The organism is Streptosporangium sp. NPDC087985, assembly GCF_044741965.1.
Lineage (GTDB): Bacteria > Actinomycetota > Actinomycetes > Streptosporangiales > Streptosporangiaceae > Streptosporangium.
Window position 1 is genome coordinate 18,804 of the sequence record NZ_JBIUTQ010000019.1, and the last position, 21,062, is coordinate 39,865.

Annotated in this window: 22 protein-coding genes; 14 read left to right on the top strand and 8 right to left on the bottom strand. The window is 70.7% G+C overall.

Features of this window, described 5'->3' with window-relative positions; all coding sequences use genetic code 11:
* Positions 1–9: 9 nt before the first annotated feature.
* Positions 10–333, bottom strand: a complete 324-nt coding sequence (locus tag ACIN94_RS26695) for a hypothetical protein (protein ID WP_400711425.1) — start codon at positions 331–333, stop codon at positions 10–12.
* Between the two features lie 472 nt (positions 334–805).
* Here ACIN94_RS26695 and ACIN94_RS26700 point away from each other — a divergent pair, with 472 nt between their 5' ends.
* The gene (locus ACIN94_RS26700; RefSeq protein ID WP_400711428.1) at positions 806–1,678 is read left to right on the top strand and encodes a DMT family transporter; all 873 of its coding nucleotides are present in this window, start codon (positions 806–808) and stop codon (positions 1,676–1,678) included.
* Positions 1,675–2,532, top strand: a complete 858-nt coding sequence (locus ACIN94_RS26705) for a DMT family transporter (protein ID WP_400711430.1) — start codon at positions 1,675–1,677, stop codon at positions 2,530–2,532. Before ACIN94_RS26700 ends, ACIN94_RS26705 begins: the two co-directional genes overlap by 4 nt.
* Here the strand turns inward: ACIN94_RS26705 and ACIN94_RS26710 are convergent.
* On the bottom strand, positions 2,469–3,611 hold the full coding sequence (locus ACIN94_RS26710; protein ID WP_400711433.1) for a hypothetical protein: 1,143 nt from the start codon (positions 3,609–3,611) through the stop codon (positions 2,469–2,471). The genes ACIN94_RS26705 and ACIN94_RS26710 overlap by 64 nt on opposite strands.
* Before the next feature lie 29 nt (positions 3,612–3,640).
* On the opposite strand from ACIN94_RS26710, the gene ACIN94_RS26715 reads away from it, so the two are divergent.
* From ACIN94_RS26715 to hpnH, 8 genes are all read left to right on the top strand, one after another.
* A complete protein-coding gene (locus ACIN94_RS26715) occupies positions 3,641–4,474 on the top strand; it encodes a polysaccharide deacetylase family protein (protein ID WP_400711436.1) in 834 nt (277 codons plus the stop codon).
* Positions 4,475–4,596: 122 nt separating this feature from the next.
* Positions 4,597–5,475: a squalene synthase HpnC gene (hpnC, locus tag ACIN94_RS26720; RefSeq protein ID WP_400711439.1), complete on the top strand. Its 879-nt coding sequence runs from the start codon at positions 4,597–4,599 to the stop codon at positions 5,473–5,475.
* Positions 5,476–5,482: 7 nt separating this feature from the next.
* Positions 5,483–6,340 (top strand): presqualene diphosphate synthase HpnD, encoded by an 858-nt coding sequence (gene hpnD, locus ACIN94_RS26725; protein WP_400711442.1) that lies wholly within the window; start codon positions 5,483–5,485, stop codon positions 6,338–6,340.
* Complete coding sequence (hpnE, locus tag ACIN94_RS26730; RefSeq protein WP_400711445.1) at positions 6,337–7,701, top strand: hydroxysqualene dehydroxylase HpnE; 1,365 nt, start codon at positions 6,337–6,339, stop codon at positions 7,699–7,701. The genes hpnD and hpnE overlap by 4 nt, the downstream gene beginning before the upstream one ends.
* Positions 7,698–8,723 (top strand): polyprenyl synthetase family protein, encoded by a 1,026-nt coding sequence (locus tag ACIN94_RS26735; RefSeq protein ID WP_400711448.1) that lies wholly within the window; start codon positions 7,698–7,700, stop codon positions 8,721–8,723. The genes hpnE and ACIN94_RS26735 overlap by 4 nt, the downstream gene beginning before the upstream one ends.
* A 1-nt stretch (position 8,724) precedes the next feature.
* Positions 8,725–10,644, top strand: a complete 1,920-nt coding sequence (shc, locus tag ACIN94_RS26740; RefSeq protein WP_400711451.1) for a squalene--hopene cyclase — start codon at positions 8,725–8,727, stop codon at positions 10,642–10,644.
* The gene (locus ACIN94_RS26745) at positions 10,629–11,249 is read left to right on the top strand and encodes a hypothetical protein (RefSeq protein ID WP_400711454.1); all 621 of its coding nucleotides are present in this window, start codon (positions 10,629–10,631) and stop codon (positions 11,247–11,249) included. Before shc ends, ACIN94_RS26745 begins: the two co-directional genes overlap by 16 nt.
* Positions 11,246–12,250 carry an adenosyl-hopene transferase HpnH gene (gene hpnH, locus ACIN94_RS26750; protein WP_400711457.1) on the top strand — a complete coding sequence of 335 codons (1,005 nt, stop codon included), beginning with the start codon at positions 11,246–11,248 and terminating at the stop codon, positions 12,248–12,250. Before ACIN94_RS26745 ends, hpnH begins: the two co-directional genes overlap by 4 nt.
* A gap of 15 nt (positions 12,251–12,265) precedes the next feature.
* Here the strand turns inward: hpnH and ACIN94_RS26755 are convergent, their stop codons facing one another.
* Positions 12,266–13,063 carry an SDR family NAD(P)-dependent oxidoreductase gene (locus tag ACIN94_RS26755; RefSeq protein ID WP_400711460.1) on the bottom strand — a complete coding sequence of 266 codons (798 nt, stop codon included), beginning with the start codon at positions 13,061–13,063 and terminating at the stop codon, positions 12,266–12,268.
* A 362-nt stretch (positions 13,064–13,425) separates the two neighbouring features.
* Between ACIN94_RS26755 and ACIN94_RS26760 the strand changes: the two genes are divergently transcribed.
* Positions 13,426–14,052 carry a GNAT family N-acetyltransferase gene (locus ACIN94_RS26760; protein WP_400711463.1) on the top strand — a complete coding sequence of 209 codons (627 nt, stop codon included), beginning with the start codon at positions 13,426–13,428 and terminating at the stop codon, positions 14,050–14,052.
* A 229-nt stretch (positions 14,053–14,281) separates the two neighbouring features.
* Here ACIN94_RS26760 and ACIN94_RS26765 read toward each other — a convergent pair whose 3' ends face one another.
* Entirely contained in the window at positions 14,282–15,043 is a 762-nt protein-coding gene (locus ACIN94_RS26765; RefSeq protein WP_400711466.1) for a nuclease-related domain-containing protein, read from the bottom strand.
* A gap of 184 nt (positions 15,044–15,227) precedes the next feature.
* Between ACIN94_RS26765 and ACIN94_RS26770 the strand changes: the two genes are divergently transcribed.
* Positions 15,228–15,809 (top strand): TetR/AcrR family transcriptional regulator, encoded by a 582-nt coding sequence (locus ACIN94_RS26770; protein WP_400711469.1) that lies wholly within the window; start codon positions 15,228–15,230, stop codon positions 15,807–15,809.
* A 100-nt stretch (positions 15,810–15,909) separates the two neighbouring features.
* Here ACIN94_RS26770 and ACIN94_RS26775 read toward each other — a convergent pair whose 3' ends face one another.
* The gene (locus ACIN94_RS26775) at positions 15,910–17,211 is read right to left on the bottom strand and encodes a glycoside hydrolase family 18 protein (RefSeq protein WP_400711472.1); all 1,302 of its coding nucleotides are present in this window, start codon (positions 17,209–17,211) and stop codon (positions 15,910–15,912) included.
* 136 nt (positions 17,212–17,347) lie between these two features.
* Positions 17,348–17,509 (bottom strand): hypothetical protein, encoded by a 162-nt coding sequence (locus tag ACIN94_RS26780; protein WP_400711475.1) that lies wholly within the window; start codon positions 17,507–17,509, stop codon positions 17,348–17,350.
* A 143-nt stretch (positions 17,510–17,652) separates the two neighbouring features.
* Between ACIN94_RS26780 and ACIN94_RS26785 the strand changes: the two genes are divergently transcribed.
* Positions 17,653–18,234, top strand: a complete 582-nt coding sequence (locus tag ACIN94_RS26785) for a GNAT family N-acetyltransferase (protein WP_400711478.1) — start codon at positions 17,653–17,655, stop codon at positions 18,232–18,234.
* A 6-nt stretch (positions 18,235–18,240) separates the two neighbouring features.
* Here the strand turns inward: ACIN94_RS26785 and ACIN94_RS26790 are convergent, their stop codons facing one another.
* The gene (locus tag ACIN94_RS26790) at positions 18,241–18,807 is read right to left on the bottom strand and encodes a TetR/AcrR family transcriptional regulator (RefSeq protein WP_400711481.1); all 567 of its coding nucleotides are present in this window, start codon (positions 18,805–18,807) and stop codon (positions 18,241–18,243) included.
* A gap of 73 nt (positions 18,808–18,880) precedes the next feature.
* Here ACIN94_RS26790 and ACIN94_RS26795 point away from each other — a divergent pair, with 73 nt between their 5' ends.
* Positions 18,881–20,044 (top strand): FAD-dependent oxidoreductase, encoded by a 1,164-nt coding sequence (locus ACIN94_RS26795; protein WP_400711484.1) that lies wholly within the window; start codon positions 18,881–18,883, stop codon positions 20,042–20,044.
* Here ACIN94_RS26795 and ACIN94_RS26800 read toward each other — a convergent pair.
* Positions 20,025–20,897 carry a DMT family transporter gene (locus tag ACIN94_RS26800; RefSeq protein ID WP_400711487.1) on the bottom strand — a complete coding sequence of 291 codons (873 nt, stop codon included), beginning with the start codon at positions 20,895–20,897 and terminating at the stop codon, positions 20,025–20,027. The genes ACIN94_RS26795 and ACIN94_RS26800 overlap by 20 nt on opposite strands.
* Positions 20,898–21,062 lie beyond the last annotated feature (165 nt).

Genomic DNA, 21,062 nt, shown 5'->3' on the forward strand with positions numbered 1-21,062 from the left:
ATCCCCTGGTCAGGGCTTGGTATTGCTCAGCTCCCACGTGCCGGACGCGGGCTCTTCGCTGCTCAGGCAGCTGGCGATCGAGAGCCCTTCGCCCACCTTCCTCCACACTCCGGACCGGGGCGTGTACTGCGAAGAGCCGATTTTGTAGCATCGCACCTTTGCGCGGTAGTAACCCGTTCCGCTTGTGCAGTTCACCCAGTACTCGTGAAGCACGTATTTGTCACTGCAGTGGGAAGGCAACGCATGCGCGGTCGTCGCCGGCACGATCACCGCTCCGGCCATCAGCCCACCGATCACGGCCGCCTTGAGCGCTTTTCTTACTCCAGCCTTCATTGGGCTCCTTCTTCTTTTATGTCAGCTGCCGCCGCCCGACCCGCTCCTCGACACGGACCCGGCTCCGAATTTCCTTCGCCGCACAAATCGGTTGGCCCTTACAGCTATTTGGTAAAAGAACCTTAATTATGATCTGGTTTTGCCGTCAACGCTTTTCAGGCCTGCCTGAAACCCCCAGGTGGGACACGGCCCCGGCGTTGTTTCTTTCTGTCCGGCTTGATCACTGGCCTGGTCAGGTAGGTATTCGGCGCTCCGGGTAGGTAGGGGGCGGGAGGTCGGCTGACGGGGAGGCCGACGGCGGGAGCCGTACGGCCGCCATCGGACGGCATGCCTCCCGCGGACGTGAAAGCACTGCCTCCGGCAGGACCCAAAGTCCGGGAAACCCAGAAGCGCTCAATCGCCGGTGGCCGTCCGGTCCCGAACGTGCCGAACGGTGACGGGCTGATCATCGGTAGGACCCGCTTTGATTTTCGTGATCTCTCTTGTCTCGGCGTGCTTTCTCGGCCTCGGGTTCGTCGCCCAGCAGCACGCGGCGTACCGCGAGCCGCTGGGCGAGATACTGCACCCGAGCCTGCTGCTGCACCTCATCCGCTCACGCCTCTGGCTGGCCGGGATCGGCCTGATGCTCACCGGTCAGATCTTCAGCGGGCTGGCGCTGTACGAGGCCGAGGTGGCCAAGGTGGGACCGCTCCTGGCGACCAACCTCCTGTTCGCCCTGACCGCAGCCCATGTGATCTACCAGGAGCACCTGAGCTGGGTGGAATGGCTGGGCGCGTTGCTGGTCAGCGGAGGGGTGGCGCTCTTCCTGGTCTTCGGGCAACCGCACGGAGGCAGTTCGCCCGGATCGGGCTCCGCGCGCTGGCTCGCGGCGGCCTTCGTGATCGTGGTCGCGGCCGGGCTCGTCCTGGCGAGTCTCCGTTGCTCCCTGCAGACGAAGGCGATCCTGCTGGCGGGCGCCGCGGGAATGCTGTACGGACTCCAGGACGCGCTGACCCGCGGCTCGCTGCTCACGCTGAGGGAGGGACTCCACGTCCTCGCCGGAAGCTGGCAACCGTACGTCGTTCCGCTCGTCGCCCTGATCGGGCTGCTCCTCGGCCAGAGTGCCTTCGACGCCGCGCCGCTCCGGATCTCGCTGCCCGCCACCACCGCCGCCGAACCGATCGTCGGAATAGTGCTGGGCATCGCGATCTTCGCTGAGCGGCTGCGGGTCACCCCGGAGGCGCTGGCGGGGGAGGTCGTCGGCCTGATCGCGATGGTGGCGGGCATCTTCATCCTCGGCCAGTCGCCGTTCCTGGCCAAGTCGGAGCAGGCCGCGCCCCCGCGTCCGGGTTCGAAGCCCCGGTGATCGCGGCGATCCTGGCGGTGTGCGCCGCGGCCGGCAACGCCGTCGCGTCGGTCCTGCAACGGCGGGCCGCGCGTTTGGTGCCCAAGGAGAGGGCGTTCCGGCTCTCCCTCATCTGGGCGTTGATCCGCCAGCCGGTGTGGCTCGGCGGTCTCGCGGCCCTCATCGCGGGGTTCGCCTTCCAGGCGTCCGCCCTGTCCGTGGGCGGGCTGGCCCTGGTGCAGCCCATCCTCGTCACCGAGCTGCCGATCACGATGATCCTGATCGCGTGGGCGTTCGGCGTCCACCTCGACCGGCGCTCGTGGCTGGCGGTCGGGGCACAGATGGGCGGGCTCGTGCTGTTCCTCCTCACCGCCGCACCGGAGCCGGGCGACCAGGTCCCCGACGCGATGGGATGGACGATCGCCATCGCCGCGACGGTCGGTCTCATCATGGCCCTGGTGGCGGGGGCACGGTTCCTCACCGGCCCCGGCCGGGCGGCGGTGCTCGGGGGGGCCGCCGGCCTCGGTTTCTCCTTCACCGCCACGTTCATGAAGGAGAGCACGTCCATCCTCAAGAGGAGCCTGGCCGAGCTGGCGGTCTCCTGGGAGCTGTACGCGATGGTGGCTGCGGGCCTGTGCAGCTTGTTCCTCCTGGAGAACGCCTTCCAGAGCGGGACCCTGGTGGCCGCGCAACCGGCGGTGACCATCAGCGATCCGGTGGCGAGCGTCGTGTACGGCGTCATGCTGTTCGGAGAGGAGGTCCGGACGGGCCCGTGGATCGTCGGCGAGGTGGCGGGCATCGGCCTGATCGTCTACGGCAGCATCCTGCTCTCCCAGTCGGCCCCCATCCGCGAGCAGGGGAAAGCGCCGCCGTAGCGGAACCCGGGGATGAGGGCCGCCTCGGCCGGTGCCCACGCGAACAGGGCCGCCGCGCGGCCGACCTGCAGGTCGCGCCGCCGCGCGTCCTGAAACCGGTCGAGCGCGTCGAGGAGCGCACCGGCGTCCGAGGCGTGGACACTTACCCCGGCCCGCGCCATCGCGAGGGCGCCGTCACGGCCGTGGCCGGGGATGGGCCGGTAGGAGACGACCGGAAGTCCCGCGGCGAACGCCTCCGCGCACGTCAGACCGGCGGCGTTGTCCACCAGCGCGTATGCCGCCGCCATGAGCTCCGGCAGGTCGTCCCGCCAGCCGAGGGCCGATCCGATCCCGGCGCCGCGCAGACGGCGGCGGAGCCCGGTATTGCCCCCGCAGAGGACGACGGGCGTGTACCGTCCCGAGAGCGCCAGGACGCGGGCGGTCTCCACGACGTCCCCGACCCCCCACGATCCCGCCGAAACGAGCACCAGCCGATCGCCGGGCCGGGCGCCCAGCCGGGCGCGCACCCGCGCGGGATCGGCGCCGGGGCGCCGGAACTCCGGCCGCACGACCGGGGCGTGGCAGGAGACGGGACGGCCGGTCGCGGCGGCGACGCGCCGGATCGCGGCCGGGCTCAGGCAGAGGTAGCGATCGTTGCCCGGATGCAGCCAGAGCCGGTGCACCGCGAAGTCGGTCACCAGCACCGTGCTCGGAGCCGCCAGCTCGCCGCGCTCCCTGAGCCGCCCGGCGACCTGGGCTGCCAGGTGGAACGTGGAGACGACCTCGTCCGGCGGCCGGTCGCCGACGCGTGCACGCAGGCCCGCCACGGCCAGGAGCGTCAGGGGCGATGTCGACGGTGCTCGTTTGGAGACGAAGAAAACCCGGTAGATGAGCTCGTAGAGCCAGGGCGCGCGCCGGATCATCCAGTGGTACCACCCGCGCAGCATCGGTCCCAGCCGGAACGGGAGCAGTTGGAGGACATCGATGATCTCAACCTCGGCGCCTTCCGACGCCAGCCGCCGGGCCAGCTCCGCGGCCACCTGGTCATGGCCCGCGCCCATGCTCGCGCTGAGGATCAGCACGCGCCGCTTGGCGGCCATCGCCGTCTGTCCCTTCCGGAGGTGAGACGGTGCGTCCCCGCGTGCATCCCGCCGTACTGACCGGCCTGGCGCTGGTCCACGCCGGCCCCGCCGCCACCTGGCTGCCCGCCGTACGCCGGGTGCTGCCGGGGCTCGCCGGGGTGGGAGACCCGGGCCACGTGGCGCTGACCTTCGACGACGGCCCCGACGCGCATTCCACCCCGCTGTTTCTGAGCGCGCTCCGGCGGCTCGGGTGCCACGCCACGTTCTTCGTCCTCGGCGAGATGCTCGAACGCCATCCGCAGCTGGGGCACCGCATCGTCGCCGAGGGCCACGAGATGGCCGTACACGGCTGGGGACACGGCAACGCCCTGGTGAGCCGTCCGGGCCGGGTCACCCGCGAGATCGGCAGGACGGTCGAACTGGTGGGCGCCGTCACCGGCGTGCGCCCGGCCTGGTACCGGCCCCCCTACGGTGTCCTCAGCGCCGAGGCGCTGGTCGCCGCCCGCCTGCGGGGACTGCGTCCCGTGCTGTGGACGGCGTGGGGCAGGGACTGGACGGGGTCGGCGAGTCCGGCCTCGGTGCTGGCGACCATGGCGCCCGGCCTGCGCGGCGGTGCGACCCTCCTGCTCCACGACACCGATCGCACCTCGGCTCCCGGATCCTGGCGCTCGGCCCTCGGCGCCCTGCCCGAACTGGTGGACCGTTGCCGTTCCATGGGGCTCCGGGTGGGACCGCTGCGCGACCACGACGTCGGCCGGGCGGTGACCGGGAGTCCGCGTGACCCGGGAATGCCGGAACGGGCCGGCCGAGCCCGCCGTCCTCGACGCCATTTTGAAATCACCTTCTTCCCTGATCCTTCTTTCCGAGACTCGGAACGGTGATTTAACCGTTACCTTGCCCGGCAAATGAGGGTGACCAAACACATCGTCATCCGCCCGACGCCGCGATGGAAAGACCGCCAGGACGTAAAGTCCTCGCCGGAGTGGCGCAATGAGCTGCCAATATGCGACGGACCGCCGTTTATAACGCCCCTCCGGTGGAAATTCCGTACTCCGTGTCATCGGAAGAGAACGTCATATCGAAGGCGAGCCGGGAGAATTTTCCAGTCGCCTCGCGGTTGTTGCCGCGCGTTTACCGTGACCATCTTCTGGCGGTGTACGGCTTCGCGCGCTTCGTGGACGACATCGGCGACGACGCCGCGCCCGCGGAGCGCCTCCGACTGCTCGACGCCGTCGAATCCGACCTGTTCCGCCTGTACGGCGGAGGGGCTCCCCGCCTGTGGCCCACCCAGGCGCTCGCCAGGACCATCGAGATCCACTCGATCCCGGCCGAGCCGTTCCACCGTCTGGTCGAGGCCAACCGGCGCGACCAGACGGTCACCCGTTACGACACCTTCGACGACCTGCTCGGCTACTGCGAACTGTCGGCCAACCCGATCGGGCACATCGTGCTGCATCTGTTCGGCATGGCGACCCCACCGCGGCTCGCCCTGTCGGACCGGGTGTGCTCCGCCCTGCAGATCGTCGAACACTGCCAGGACGTCGGTGACGACTATCGGCGGGGCCGTGTCTACCTGCCCGGGGAGGACCTGCGCCGATTCGGTTGCAGCGAGGACGACCTGGCCGGCGGCATCACCCCCGCGCGGCTGCGTCACGTGGTGGCCGTGCAGGTCGTGCGGGCGGCGGGGCTGCTGAAGGACGGTGCTCCGCTCGTCGCCTCGCTGACCGGCTTCGCCCGCGCCGCGGTGGCGGGCTACATCGCCGGAGGCCACGCCACCGTCAGCGCGCTCCGCCGTTCCGACCATGACGTTCTCGGACGTACCATCCGCCCCCACCGCACCCGGTTGCTGACCGCCTGGCTGCGCATCCTCACGGCAAGGTGATGAATCGATGACGGTGGCCGACGCGTACCGGGGCTGTGAGCAGATCGTCCGCGCCCAGGCGCGGAACTTCTCCTACGGCATCCGGTTGCTGCCAGGACCCAAGCGTCGCGCCCTCAGCGCCGTGTACGCCTTCGCCCGCCGGATCGACGACATCGGAGACGAGAACGGACCGGCCGGGCGCCGGCTGGACCGCCTGTCCGAGGCGCGCACCGCGCTGGAGCGCCCGTGTCCCGATCCGGAGGACCTCGTCCTGGTCGCCCTGATCGACGCGGCCCGCCGCTACCCCATCCCGCTCGCGGCGTTCGAGGAGCTGATCGACGGGTGCGTGGCGGACGTGCGCGGCACGACCTACGGAAGCTTCGACGACCTGCTGTCCTACTGCCGGTGCGTCGCCGGATCGGTCGGGCGCCTGTCACTCGGCGTCTTCGGCGCCGAGGACGAGGACGCGGCGACGCCGCTGGCGGACGCCCTCGGGGTGGCGCTGCAGATCACGAACATCCTCCGCGACGTGCACGAGGACCGGCTCGCCGGGCGGATCTACCTGCCGTCCGAGGACCTGGAGCGGTTCGGATGCACGCTGGACGTCGACTCCTCCGGCAGGTTCACCGACCCGCCGCAGCGGCTCACCCGGCTCGTGCGGTTCGAAGCCGACCGGGCACGCGACTGGTACCGCCAGGGCATGCGCCTGCTGCCCTTGCTGGACCGCCGCAGCGCGGCGTGCACCGCGGCGATGGCCGGCATCTACCGGCGCCTTCTCGACCGCATCGCCGCGCATCCCGCTGAGACCCTGACCACCCGGCCGTCGCTCACGTCGTGGGAGAAGAGCATGGTGGCGGCACGCGCGCTCGCGGGAGCCGGCCGGTGACGGGTGCCCCGGCGGATCCGGCCGAGCCGGGCACGCCGGTCGCGATCGTGGGGGGCGGCTTGGCGGGCATCGCCGCCGCCGTCGCCCTGGGGGAGGCGGGTTACGCGGCGACGCTGTACGAGGCCCGTCCCAGGCTGGGCGGCGCCACGCACTCCTTCGACAGGGACGGGCTGACCGTGGACAACGGCCAGCACGTGTTCCTCCGCTGCTGCACCGCCTACCGGGGCCTGCTCGACAGGATCGGCGGCACCGGCGGGGTGCGCCTACAGGACCGGTTCGACGTCCGGGTGCTCACCCCGGGGGGAAGGTCAGGGCGCCTGCGCCGAGCCGCGCTGCCCGGCCCCTTCCATCTGCTTCCCGCGCTCGCTGGCTACTCCCTGCTGCCGCCGGCCGACCGTGCGCGGGCCGTGCGCGGCTCGCTCGCTCTGGCCAGGCTCGACCCGGCCGATCCGGCACTGGACGGGATCGATCTCGGGAGCTGGCTGACCGCCCACGGACAGCGGGATGCCGCACGCCGTGCCCTGTGGGAGCTGTTCACGGTGGCGGCCCTGAACGTCGGCATCGACGACGCGGCCCTGGGAGCGGCGGTGAAGGTGTTCCGGACCGCCCTGCTCGGCCGGGCGGACGCCGCCGACATCGGCGTTCCGGCCGTGCCGCTCGGCGAGTTGCACGGCGGCGCGGCCCAGGCGGCCATCCAGGAGCGCGGTGGCAGGGTGCGCCTGTCGGCGAAGGTCACGGCCATCGAGTCCGGTCCGGCGATCGTCGTACGCGGCACCCGGATCGCGGCGTCCGCGGTCATCGTCGCGACGCCCCACGGGCAGGCCGCGAAGCTGGTCCCGCCCGAGGCGGCGCCCGACCGGGACCGATGGGGCGGCCTCGAAACCAGCCCGATCGTCAACGTCCACGCCGTCTACGACCGGCCGGTCACCGACATGCCGTTCGCCGCCGTGGTGGACTCGCCCGTGCAGTGGGTCTTCGACAAGACCCGCGTCGGGGGCCTTGGCAGCGGCCAGTACCTCGCCGTCTCGGTGTCGGCCGCGGACCGGTGGATCGACATGCCCGTGGCGAAGATCCGGGCCGAGTTCGTCCCCGAACTGCGGCGGATCTTCCCCGCTGCGTGCCGGGCACGGCTGACCGACTTCTTCGTCACCAGAGAACGGCATGCCACCTTCCGCCAGGGTCCTGGCAGCGGCGCGCTCCGCCCCGTGGCCGCCACCAGGTGGCCCGGCCTGTACCTCGCCGGCGCCTGGACCGACACGGGCTGGCCCGACACGATGGAGGGGGCCGTGCGCAGCGGACTCATCGCGAGCCGCCTGGTCAGGCATCACCTGCGTCGGGTGCGTCAGGGAGCCGCGTCATGACGCCGACCGTCCCGCCGACCGTCCCGCCGGCCGTGGCGGCCGCTCGCACGCTCATCGAACCGGTCCTTCGGCGGGCCGTCGCCCGACTGGACCCGATCACGGCGCGTGTCGCCCGCTATCACCTCGGCTGGGCCGACCCTGCCGGCCGGCCTCTGCCCGCCGGAGGCAAGGCCTTGCGGCCCGCCCTGGCCGTACTCTCGGCCAGGGCGGCAGGGGGGAACGTCGAGCGCTGTCTGCCGGCCGCGGCGGCGGTGGAACTCGTCCACGCGTTCTCGCTGCTCCACGACGACATCATGGACGGCGACCGGATGCGCCGGCACCGTCCTGCGGCCTGGACGGTCTTCGGCCGTTCGGAGACGATCCTCGCCGGCGACGCCCTGCTCACGCTGGCCGGTGAGATCCTCCTGGAGCCCGAGCCCTCCGGCCTTGTGGAGGCGGCGCGCTCGCTGAGCCTCGCCACCCGCAGCCTGATCGCAGGCCAGGGCCTCGACCTGGAGTTCGAGCGGCGCGACGATGTGAGCCTGGACGAGTGCCTGCGGATGTCGACGCAGAAGACGGGATCCCTGCTCGCGTGCGCCTGCTCGATCGGCGCCCTGGCCGTCGGCGCCCCGGCCCCGCTGGTGTCCGGGCTGGCGGGATTCGGAGCCGAGACGGGCCTGGCCTTCCAGTTGGCGGACGACCTGCTCGGCGTCTGGGGCAGCCCCGAGGCGACAGGGAAACCGGTGCTGTCCGACCTGCGGGCGCGCAAGAAGACGCTGCCGGTCGTCGCCGCGCTCACCAGCCGGACCCCGGCGGGCGATCGCCTCGCCCGCCTGCTGGCCCGGTCGGAGCCGCTGTCGGAGGCCGACCTGCGCGACGCGGCGCGGCTGATCGACGAGGCGGGAGGGCGGGCCTGGGCGGAGACGGAGGCCAAGCACCGTCTCGACGTCGCCGAACGCCATCTGAGCGACGCGGAGATGCCCGCGGAGGTCCGCGCGGAGTTCCTGGACATCGCCCTGTTCATCACCTCCCGGGACCACTGACATGACCACGGTCGACGCCCTTCCGTCCGCTCCGTCCGCGGACGGAGTCGAGCTCGCCCTCGGCGCGGCGTGTGACCACCTCATCGGCCTGCGGTCCCCCGAGGGGTGGTGGAAGGGAGAGCTGCAGACCAACGTGACGATGGACGCCGAGGACCTGCTGCTGCGCGAGTTCCTCGGCATCCGGACCGAGGAGGACACCTCCGAGGCGGCTCGCTGGATCCGTTCCGAGCAGCGGGCCGACGGGACGTGGGCCAACTTCCACGGCGGCCCGGGCGACCTGTCCACCACCGTCGAGGCGTACGCGGCGCTGCGGCTCGCCGGTGACCCGGCCGAGGCCCCGCACATGCGCGCCGCCGCCGCCTTCGTCCGGCAGGGCGGCGGGATCGAGGCGACCCGCGTGTTCACCCGTATCTGGCTGGCCATGTTCGGGCAGTGGCCGTGGGAGGACCTGCCGGTCATGCCGCCCGAGCTGATGTTCCTGCCGTCGTGGTTCCCGCTCAACATCTACGACTGGGCCTGCTGGGCCCGTCAGACGATCGTGCCGCTAACCGTCGTGAGCGCTCACCGGCCGGTGCGCCCGCTCCCGTTCGATCTGGCCGAACTGCGCACCGGCCGTCCGGTACGGCGATGCCTCCGCCTGGGCTGGGAGGGGGCGTTCGGCGTCCTGGACCGGGCTCTGCACCGCTACCAGCGGCGGCCGATCGCGGAGGTACGGCGGGCGGCGCTCAGACGCGCGGCCGAGTGGGTCGTGGCGAGGCAGGAGCTCGACGGGTCCTGGGGCGGCATCCAGCCCCCGTGGGTGTACTCGCTGATCGCGCTCGACCTCTCCGGCTACCACGTCGACCACCCCGTCATGCGCAAAGGGATCCGCGGGCTCGACCGGTTCACGATCCGCGACGGCGGGGGGCGCCGGATGGAGGCGTGCCAGTCACCGCTGTGGGACACCGCACTGGCCGTCAACGCCCTGTTGGACGCCGGCCTCCCCGGCGACCACCCCGTCCTCACCGAGGCCGCCGACTGGCTGATCGCCGAGGAGATCAGGGGGCCGGGTGACTGGGCCGTCCGACGGCCCGGGCTTGCGCCGGGCGGCTGGGCGTTCGAGTTCGACAACGACGGCTATCCCGACATCGACGACACCGCCGAGGTGATCCTCGGCCTGCGCCGGATCGACCACCCGGGGGCGCGTCCGGCGATCGATCGGGCGGTGCGCTGGATGACCGGCATGGCCTCCCGCGACGGCGGTTTCGCGGCCTTTGACGCCGACAACACCCGCACACTCTGCACCAAGCTGCCGTTCTGCGACTTCGGCGCGGTGATCGACCCGCCGTCGGCCGACGTCACCGCCCACGTGGTCGAGGCGCTGGCGCACGAGCGGCCCGTCGGCTCGCGGACCCTGCGGCGGGCCGTCGGCTGGCTGCTGAAGGCCCAGGAGGCGGACGGGTCGTGGTTCGGCCGCTGGGGAGCCAACCACGTCTACGGCACGGGCGCCGTACTCCCGGCCCTCGTCGCGGCCGGCGTGCGCCCGGACCGGCCCTGCGTACGGCGGGCCGTCGCCTGGCTGGAGGGCCACCAGAACGACGACGGCGGCTGGGGCGAGGACCTCCGCTCCTACGACGACCCCCGCTGGATCGGACGCGGCCGGTCGACGGCCTCCCAGACGGCCTGGGCGCTGATGGCACTTCTCGCCGCGGACGGACGCTCACCGGCGGTGGAGGCGGGCGTGCGATGGCTCGTCGAGCACCAGCGTCCCGACGGAACGTGGGACGAACCCCAGTTCACCGGGACCGGTTTCCCCGGCGACTTCTACATCAACTACCACCTGTACCGTCTCGTCTTCCCGATCAGCGCCCTGGGACGTTACCTGCGCCTGCGCGCCGACGACGCGGGGACACCAAGGGGGACGTTGTGGCCGACCTGCTGATCTGCGCCGCGCTGGGAATCGAGGCGCGAGCCGTACGGCGCGGCCTCGCGACGCTCTCGGACCGGGTGAAGGTGGTCAGGACCGGGCCGGGACCGGGCCGCGCCGCGCGCGCGGCGGCCGTCCTACCCGAGTACGGCGGCGCGCTGGCCGTGGTCGGCTTCGGGGGTGCCGTCGACGACGGCCTGCGGCCGGGGGACGTCCTGGTGGCGAGTGAGGTCCGCTTCGGAGACCAGGCGTTCCCCTGCCCGTCGGCACGGCTGCTCGCCGGGGAACTGACACGCGCCGGTCTGCCCGCCCGCATCGGGCCGCTGGCGACCTGCGACCACGTGGTGACGGGGGCGGAGCGCCGCCGGCTCGCCGCCGAGGGGGTCCGCGGCGTCGACATGGAGACCGGCCCGCTGGCCCGCGCCGCGGCCGGTCGGCCGCTGGCCGCGGTGCGCGTCATCGTCGACACCCCCGGAGCCCCGCTGCTGAGCCCGGCCACCGTACGCGGCGGCACCCTGGCCCGCCGTAACCTGCAGCGCGTCGGCCCGGTCCTGGCCCGCTGGGCGGCGGCCATCGAGGAGACCATCCGGTTCTCGCTTCCGAAAGAGGTCCTGTCATGACGGTCCCGATCCGTCAGAGTCTGCGCATCGGCGGATACGTCCTCCGCCAGAAGCTGCGGCGGCGCGCGAAGTTCCCGCTGCTGGTCGAGTTGGAGCCGCTGTTCGCCTGCAACCTCAAGTGCGCCGGCTGCGGCAAGATCCAGCATCCCGCCGGTGTCCTGAAACAGCGCATGCCCGTGGAGCAGGCCGTGGCCGCCGTCGAGGAGTGCGGCGCCCCCATGGTGTCGATCGCGGGCGGGGAACCGCTCATGCACCCGCAGATCGGGGAGATGGTCCGGCAGCTCGTCAAACGGAAGAAATACGTGTTCCTCTGCACGAACGCGCTGCTGATCCCCAAGAAGATCGACCAGTTCCGGCCCTCGCCGTACTTCGCCTGGACCGTGCACATCGACGGGCTGCGCGAACGCCATGACGCCTCGGTGTGCAAGGAGGGCGTCTTCGACGAGGCCGTCGCCGCCGTCCGCGAGTGCCGGCGCCGCGGTTTCCGGGTCACCACGAACACCACGTTCTTCACGACCGACAGCCCCCGGACGGTCGTCGAGGTGCTCGACTACCTCAACGACGACCTGGCCGTGGACCAGATGATGATCTCTCCGGCGTACGCCTACGAGAAGGCCCCGGACCAGGACCACTTCCTCGGCGTGCGGGAGATACGCGAGCTGTTCCGCGAGGCTTTCTCCGGCGGGAACCGCGACCGGTGGCGGTTCAACCACTCGCCGCTCTTCCTCGACTTCCTCGAAGGGAAGGTCGACTTCCCGTGCACGGCCTGGGCGATCCCGTCGTACTCGGTGTACGGCTGGCAGCGGCCGTGCTATCTGATGGCCGACGGGTACGCCTCGACCTACCGAGAGCTGGTCGAGGAGACCGACTGGAACTCCTACGGCCGTGGGCGCGATCCGCGCTGCGCCAACTGCATGGCCCATTGCGGCTATGAGCCGACCGCGGTCTTCGCCACACTGGGTTCCCTCAGAGAGTCGCTGAGGGCCATGCGGGACGGGTGACCTTTTTCGGTGCGTTCATCCGAACCGTCGCGCGAGCGCGCGGAACGGGCCGGGAGCGGCGCCCCTCAATCGGGCGGGCAACCGGAGCCAGCCCGGCACGTACGATTCCGGCCGATCGTGTCGGATCGCCGCCACGATCGCACGCGCGACACGTTCCGGCGGGATCGGAGCGGGTCGGCGACGAGCGTACGGGGCACCGCGCCGGTCGAAGAAGGGCGTATCCACCACACCGGGCAGCAGCACGGACACGCCGATCCCGCGGGACCCGTTTCCACGCGATCCGTTCTCGTGCGATCCGTCCCTGCGGGTCCCGCTTCCGGGGGACCTGTGGAGCTCGTGGCGGAGCGCTTCGGCGAAGGTGAGCAGTCCCGCCTTGGTGGCCGAGTAGACCGCCTCCTGCCCCACCCCGATCGCGCCTGCGATTGAGGCGACGAAGAGGATGTGTCCCTGGCCGTTCTCGATCATTCCGGGCAGGAGCAGCCGGGTCAGCCGGATGGGGGCCGTCAGGTTGACCTCCACCAGTCGTTCGAGCGCGTCCTGCGGCATCTGCGCGAAGGGGCCGGCCCAGCCCACCCCGGCGTTGTTGACCAGGACGTCGACGGATCCGGCGTCCTCGGCCAGGCTGTCGGCCTCCGTCGCGATGTCGCAGACGAACGCCCGCCCTCGGGTCTCGGCGGCGACGGCCTCCAGTCGTCGCCGATCACGCCCCGTCAGGACCAGCCGGGCACCGGCCCCGGCCATGACCCGTGCCGTGGCCGCGCCGACTCCCGAGGAGGCACCGGTGATCAGCACGCGGGCCCCGGCGAGATTCATGATTTTTCACGTACCCGGGGGCCGAGCCGGGTCACTGCCGGAAGACCGTTCTCGATGCCTACCCGGCTGCCTCGGAGACCGACCCGGAACTCTGTCCGGACCCCGGTCCGGAGCCGGCTTCCCAGGGCCACGGCATGAATGGAAGACCGCCCGTCTCCATCCCCCATAATGATCACCACGCCCTCTCGCAGCCCGTCACCGGTGCGTCACCGTTCACAATCGGCTTACTTTCCAGGATTGCCAGGCCGTACTCGTCCTCCTCACCCGGAAAGCTGACTTTCACAGCGGCGCCTGGTGCTGTGACCGGGAACGTTCACCGGGTTGGTACTCATGATCGTGGATGATGTCGTGAGCAGGTTCGGTTGACCAATCACTCCGAAATCCGTTGGACGTCTGTCGGGCACTCTGCGAACATCCGCACGGTGACAGATGAAGCCGATCGCCAGACACCGTTCCCCACCAGTCCGAAGCATGTGCGCTTTGTCGAACTGTCCGGCACCGCGATGTCCGCTCTGCTTGACGGGGACCTGCCCGCAGCCAGTAAGACGGCTGGGGTCGCTCTGACCGAGTACTTCGTGACCGACGGAGCACGGTGGCTGTGGCGGTTTCGGATCGATCAGATGGCCGCTGACCCCGGCAACGCACGGTGGATGGTGCGGCAGGTGGCAACCGGGCCGGAAGGTGTCGTCATCGGTCATGCCGGGTTTCACGGACCGCCCGATGAGGCGGGCATGGTCGAGATCGGTTACTCAGTTGCTCCTGACTTCCGTCGCCAGGGGTATGCCCGGGCCATGCTGATCGAGTTGCTGCGCCGGGCCGCGGCCGAACCGGCGGTCAAGACCGTGCGGGCGACGATCAGTCCCGACAATGTGGCGTCTCTGGCCACGATCGCCGGCTTCGGCTTCGTCGAGGTCGGAGAGCAGTGGGACGAAGAGGACGGTCTCGAACTCATCTTTGAAGTCCCTGCCGACCGCAGTCCCTCGGCGTAACCAACCCGGTGAAGGTTCCCGGTCACAGCACTGGCGAGGAACTCGCCTGACGATCGTGCCACCAGGCGCGGCACACCGACAACGACCACGTCCGCTGCGTGCGATTCCTCGTACAACACTGGACCAGATTGGTCGTGCCCTCACTCACGGTCACGGAGATCTGCCACCTGCTGGCGGATGGAGGCTCCTGGCATACCCCGGCCCTGTACGGCACGGCGGAGCCGGTCGGTCAGCTCATCCGGCGTAGCACCCGGGCGGCGGTCCGGGTGAGCAGTTCCACCTGCTCCTCGTCGAACTCCGCGCGCGGCCCGCGCAGAATCCAGCGTGCCACCAGACGTGGTTTGAGCAGCGTGATCCCCTCGGCGGTGACCGTCCGCCGCAGTTCCCCGCCGTGCACGGCGAGCAGCGGCTCGATCGTGACGGGGATGCCGGACTCCTTGGAGAGCACCCCGGCCAGTGATTCGGAGACGTCGACGAGCGCCTTGGCCACCTTGGTGCCGTACTTCTCGCCGAAGAACAGCCGCTCGCCGTACCGGGCGATCTCGGTCTCGGGGTGCCAGGCCTCGTTGTCGACGACCCAGATGCCGCCGGGGCCGATGACGAGATGGTCGATCGACGCCTGTCCGGGCACGGCGCGGCCGTCGAGGACGTGGTAGCCGTGCTTGCGGAGCCTACGGCGGAGCAGTTTGCCGGTGACGACCTCGCCCCGTCGCTTACCCCGCCAGACCGCGGTGGCGTCGTAGGAGCGCCAAGCCCAGAACAGGTCGGCGGCGCCGGTCAGCAGGCCGGCCACGACCGCGACCAGCGGGGGGCTGGGCAGATCGAAACGGTAGGCGAGCAGCAGGCCCACCACCAGGCCGGCCGCGGCCTTGACCCCGCGCATCTTCCGGCGGTGCTCGGCATCCTGGATCCAGAACTGCTCGTACATTACCTGGGGTGACAGCCCGTGAACCTGGTCATCGGGCGTCACGTAGATTGATCCGCCGGGCACAGCGAACCCTCCGAGGTCGGTGGCGAGAGAGGTGGATCCGCGATGCCGAAGATCCCCAATCATGAGATACCCGAGTGGGGGCTCCAGGCACCCAAAAGTGATGCAACTAACACGACTCCGATACCCACCGGTGGTGTAACCGACCAGTCGGTATGCTTACCGCACCACACACATGGGGGAACGGATGACTCAGCAACAGGAGCCGGTACGGCAGCGCCTGCTCGGCGAGGCCACCCGCCTGTTCGCCGAGCGGGGCTTCGAGAGCACCTCGGTGCAGGAGATCGTCACAGCGGCCGGCGTCACCAAGGGCGCCATGTACCACTATTTCGACTCCAAGGATGACCTGCTCCACGAGATCTATGGACGCTTGCTGCGCATGCAGATGGAGCGGCTCACCCGGTTCGCCGAGGGGCCGGGGCCGGTGGCCGGACGCCTGCACGCCGCTGCCGCCGACGTCGTGCGGACCACGGTGGAGAACCTGGACGACTCCAAGATTTTCTTCCGCTCCATGCACCTGCTCGCCCCCGACACCTACAGGAGTGTCCGCGCCGAGCGCCGCCGCTACCACGAGCGCTTCCGCGACCTCGTCGCCGAGGGTCAGCGCGAGGGCACCTTCAGGGACGACACCCCCGCCGAGATCGTCGTCGACTTCTTCTTCGGCTCGGTCCACCACCTGGGCACCTGGTACAGCGCGGACGGCCCGCTGTCGGGCGCCGAGGTCGGAGAGCACTTCGCCGACCTGCTGCTCACCTCGCTGCGGCCGTAACAGCCCCCCTCGCCAAGCCGGACCAGCCCGCTAAAGCTCAACCAACAGGTTGACGAACACGCCGGCCCCTTGTCGTCGGACCGGCGTGATCGGATCGAACCTACTTCAGCTCGTTCCAGAGTGCGGTGGCGAGGGAGGCCTGGGCGTCGTCGCCGTCGAGGGACCACATCATGGAGCCGCCGAGGCCACGGGCCTTGATGTACTGAGCCTTCTGGGTGAGCAGCGTGGGGTCGTCGTAGCTCCACCAGTTGCTGCCGTCGTAGAGCCAGAGGGCGCCGATCGCGGTGTCGCGGTAGCGGGTGCCGCGGTTGGCGACGATCTTCTTGTAGTCCTCGGTGCCGTTCTCGTACGTACCGCGGGCGGGCCCGGTGGAGGTCTGGTAGAGGCCGTTGTTCGTTTTGGGGACGCCCTTCCAGCCCTTGCCGTAGGTGGGGACGCCAACGACGATCTTGCCTGCGGGGGCGCCACGGGTCAGGTAGGCGCCGACGGCGGCGTCCACGCTGAACTTCTCCGCTGAGGGGTCGTTCGGGTCAGAGTAGAGGTTGGACTGGTGGCCGGTCCTGCTGTTCCACGGCCCGTTGAAGTCGTAGCCCTGCACGGTGGCGAAGTCGAGCGAGGAGAAGACCCCCGGCACCGCTACCCCGGCGTTGATCTTGGCGGGGTCGGCGGGGAGGAACGCCGTCAGGTAGTAGTGCCTGCCGGTCTGCGCGCCGTACTCGTCGAGCTGGCGGCGGAGCTCGGCCAGCAGCAGGGTGAAGTTCTGCTTGTCCTCGGGGCGGACGACGTTGCCGACGTTGCCCTCGGAGCCGGGCCACTCCCAGTCGATGTCGATGCCGTCGAAGACGCCCGCGCCGGAGCCGGGCCCGCCGTGCGGGGAGGTGCCGATCTTGGGGAGGTTACCCTTGAGGTACAGGTCGATGCAGGACGCGGCGAACGCCTGGCGGGAGGCGGAGGTCAGAGCGGCGTTGGAGAAGTACTTCGACCAGGTCCAGCCGCCCAGGGAGATCAGCGCCTTCAGGCCGGGGTGCTTGGCCTTGAGCTTTCTGAGCTGGTTGAAGTTGCCGGCCAGCGGCTGGGTGACGACGTCTCCGACTCCGTCGACCGACTCACCCGCCTTGAACCGTTTCTGGTAGTCGGCCCACGCGTCGCCCACTCCGGCCTCGTTGGCCTCGAAGCACAGACCCTGCTCGCTGACGTTTCCGAACGCGTAGTTGATCGTGGTGAGCTTGGCCGCCGCACCGCTGGTCTCGACGTTCTTGACGAGGAAGTTCCGCTGGTAGATGCCCCACTGGGCGAAGTAGGCGACCCGCTCGTAGGCGACGGCCGCGCTCGCGGGGGCGATGGACGGCAGGAGGCTTGCGGCGACGATGCAGGCGGCGGCCAGTGGGCGGAACAGAGACATGGACGCCTCCCGGCGGCTCGTCCCCCGAGGCCAAATGCTTAAGAAAGCTTCCTAAATATTAGGTGTTGATCGGGTAAGCCGCAACGGTCAGGACAGGGCCCGGGCGAGGCTGTGGGGCTCGAAAAATCGGATTCAGCTACGCGACCCGCGAGTATTCGTTGATCAACGGGGGGCAGGCCCACCCGCTGGTGGCCGCCTGGGCCTCGAAGGCCTCCTCCGCCGGGTAGACGCACTCGTCCATGAAGTCGAGCAGCCGTCTCCGCAGGTTCTCGGTTGTGGTGTCGAACGCGAAATCCATGGGTTCTCCTCACGGTCTCCCCGGAGCGTACCGACCAGACGGTATGGGTGTCGGCATACCTTCCGAACTGATACCCATGAAACCCGCGCTTCCGTGGCCCCGAAGGACCTTCTTGCCTGACTGGAGAGTTATAGGGTCACCTCGTGACCGCGCGTATGCCCGCCCCCGTGACCCTTGAAGGCGATGCCGTACGGCTTGAGCCGTTGACCCTCGGCCACGTCCCCGACCTGTTCCTGGCCGGCGGCGGTGACGAGGAGGTGTGGCGCTGGATGCCGGCCCCCATGCCGCACAGCGAGGACGAGCTGGGGAAGACGGCGGAGCGGCTGATCGGCGACTCCGGGCACGTCCCGCTGGCGGTGATCCTCAGGGAGACCGGCCGCGCGGTCGGCTGGACCACCTACATCGACACGCCTGGATACGCCGACAGCATCGAGATCGGCTGGACCTGGTACGGCAGGGCGGTGTGGCGCTCGGCCGTGAACACCACCTGCAAGATCCTGCTGATCGACCACGCCTTCGACAAGCTGGGCGTGAACCGCGTCCAGCTCAAGACCGACATCCTCAACACCCGCTCGCAGGCCGCGATCCGGCGCATCGGCGGCGTCCACGAGGGTGTCCTGCGCCGCCAGCGCCGCCGCCCGGACGGCACCTGGCGCGACACCACCTACTTCAGCATCCTCGACGACGAGTGGCCCGCCCACCGCGCCCGCCTGCTGGAGCGGTAAGCACCGCTACCGGAGCATCCCCCTCAGCAGTTCCCTGACGCCGAGGCGCAGGTCGTCCAGGGTCGGCTCCGTTCCGGCCCCGGCAATGGCGTCGAACATCACGCCCTCGCCGAAGGCGACCATCTGGCGGCCGTGCCGTACCGGATCCGGCGACCCCACCGCGGCGAGGATCTGGACCGCGGGGTCGCGGAAGCGGGCCCCCGCCTCGTCGTAGACCCTGCGCAGCTCGGGGCGGCGGGTGGCTTCCAGGGCCAGCTCGTAGCGGGCTACCGTACGGCGGCGGTCGGTGGTGAGCTGCGCCCACAGCGCCCGAGTGGTCATCTCGGCCAGGCTGTCCTGGGTGATCGGCCCCGGGACACCGAGGGCGGACTCGAACGCGGCGCCCTCCAGCTCGGTGAGCCGCTCAAGGGCCAGCTCCAGCAGCTTCAGACGGGTGCGGGCGAGGTTGGACGTCGAGCCCGGCGGCAGCCCGGCCTCCTCGTCCACCGCCCGGTGGGTCAGCCCGCGCATGCCCCGCTCAGCCAGCAGCGTGATGGCGGCCTCCGCGACAAGCTCGGCACGTTGGGACTTCATCCCCCCGACACTACACTTGTAGTTAAACTACAGGCGTAGTAGCGTCCACTACATCCGTAGTGAGGAGAGGCTCATGGCGCACGCAGTGGTGGTCGGGGCGGGAATCGGCGGGCTGGCGGCGGCGGTGGCGCTGCGGCGGCGAGGCTGGGACGTGACGGTGTTCGAGCGGGCGCCGTCCCTGGAGCCGGTCGGCTCCGGGCTGGCCATCGCCGCCAACGCCCTCAAGGCGCTGGACACGATCGGCGTCGGCGACGGGATCCGCAGACTGTCGGCGATTCAGGGCGAGGCCGGCGTGCGGCGTGCGGACGGCCGGTGGCTGGTGAAGACCACCGAGGAGGCCGCTTCGGCCGAGTACGGCGACTCCGTGGTCGTGTTGCGCCGCGCGGAGCTGATCGACGCGCTCCAGGCGCGCCTCGCCCCCGGAACGGTCCGGCTGGGCACCACGGTGAAGAGGGTGGACCCGGACAGCGGCCGGGTGACCATCGAGGCCGGAGGCGCGCCGATCGAGGTGGCGGCCGACCTGGTGGTGGCCGCCGACGGCATCCACTCCCCCACCAGGGCCGCGCTGTTCCCCGGCCACCCCGGCCCGCGCTACTCCGGGGTCACGGCCTGGCGGCTGTTCATCCCCGGCGGAGGCGTCCCCGGCCGCAACTTCGAGAGCTGGGGCGACGGCAAGGTCTTCGGGGTCATGCCGCTGGCGGACGGCGTGGCCTACTGCTACGCCACCGACACCGTCCCGGCGGGCGGGGGCGGCGGGGACCAGCGTGCTGAACTGCTCCGCCTGTTCGGGAGATGGCACGCCCCGATCCCGGAACTGCTCGCCGCGGCCTCGCCGGAGAACGTGCTCAGGAACGACGTCTTCCACCTCCCGACCCCGCTGCCGGCCATGCACCGGGGCAGGGTCGCCCTGCTGGGCGACGCGGCCCACGCCATGACCCCCAACATGGGGCAGGGCGCCTGCCAGGCGATCGAGGACGCCGTGGTGCTGGCCCACGTCGCCGGGGAGGGCGCCGGGCTGGCGGGCTACACCACCGCGCGGCTGGAGCGGACCTCGACGATCGTGGCCCGGTCCGCGTCGATCTGCCGGGCCACCCGGCTCCGCAACCCGCTGGCCGTACGGCTGCGCGACACGGCGATGGCGCTCGCCTGGCGGCTGGCCCCGGGACGCGTGACCGGCGTGATGGACGAGGTCCTCGGCTGGACCCCGCCCGTGGCTCCTACGACACCTGCGACGTGACCGGGACGGTCCCGGGGGCTGTGGTCCGGCCGGCCCCGCGGTCCGGGGCGAGCCGCCCCAGCGTGATGGTTCCCCCGATCATCAGCGCGGCGGCGGAGAGCGCCGGGATCACGCTGGACAGGCCGGTCGGCACCACCTCGTCAAGGAGCAGCACCCCGGCGAGGATCGAGGTCGCGGGGTCGACCACCTGGATCGCCGCGTAGGCGATCCCGAAATAGCCCACCTCGTAGGACTTCTGCAGCAGCACCACCGCGCAGATCAGCAGCACGGGGACGGCCGCCGTGAACCAGCTCAGCAGCCTGCTCAGGTCACCCTGGAGCCCGCCGCCCACCACCCGGACGAAAGTGGACACGCTGGCCGTCACCGCCCCCGCCCCGACCGACAGCACCAGCGCCTTGACCGGGCCCTTCGCCTTCCGCGCCGCCAGGTGCGCCACCAGCACGACCAGTCCGACGCAGCCGAGGAAGCCGAACGCCTCCTGGTCCGTCATGTGCGGCTTCACGGCCTGCGCGGGGACCAGCAGCATCAGCCAGAGCAGGCCAATGGCCACCGCGATCGACCCGAAGATCTCCGCCCGGTGCGGCCGCCTGCCGTGCAGCATCGCCGCCAGCGGCACCGCGAACACCAGCGTCGCCACGCTGATCGGCTGCACCGCGACCAGCGGCGCGAGGCTCAGCGCGACCGCGTGCAGGCACGCCCCGGTGAATCCGATCACGCCGCCCAGCCACCAGCGGGGCCGCTTCATCAACTTGAGCGAGGCGCCCTCGGAGACCGCCTCGAACTGCTGGAGCGCCGCACCCAGCGCGTAGCCCAGCGCGCCGACCAGAGCGATCGACATCCCGACCCACGTCATCGCCACCCACCAGGGGGGAGTGAACACAGGTAAAGGAACGACAGTTGGGTCATCTTTCAAGCTTAGGGTGCCCGGCGAGTGGGTAATGGGATGCCCAAGTCAGATCAAATGGTCTTCTGGGCGTAAAACCACCCCTCGCTCCCCCATAGGGGGTGTCCCGCCGGC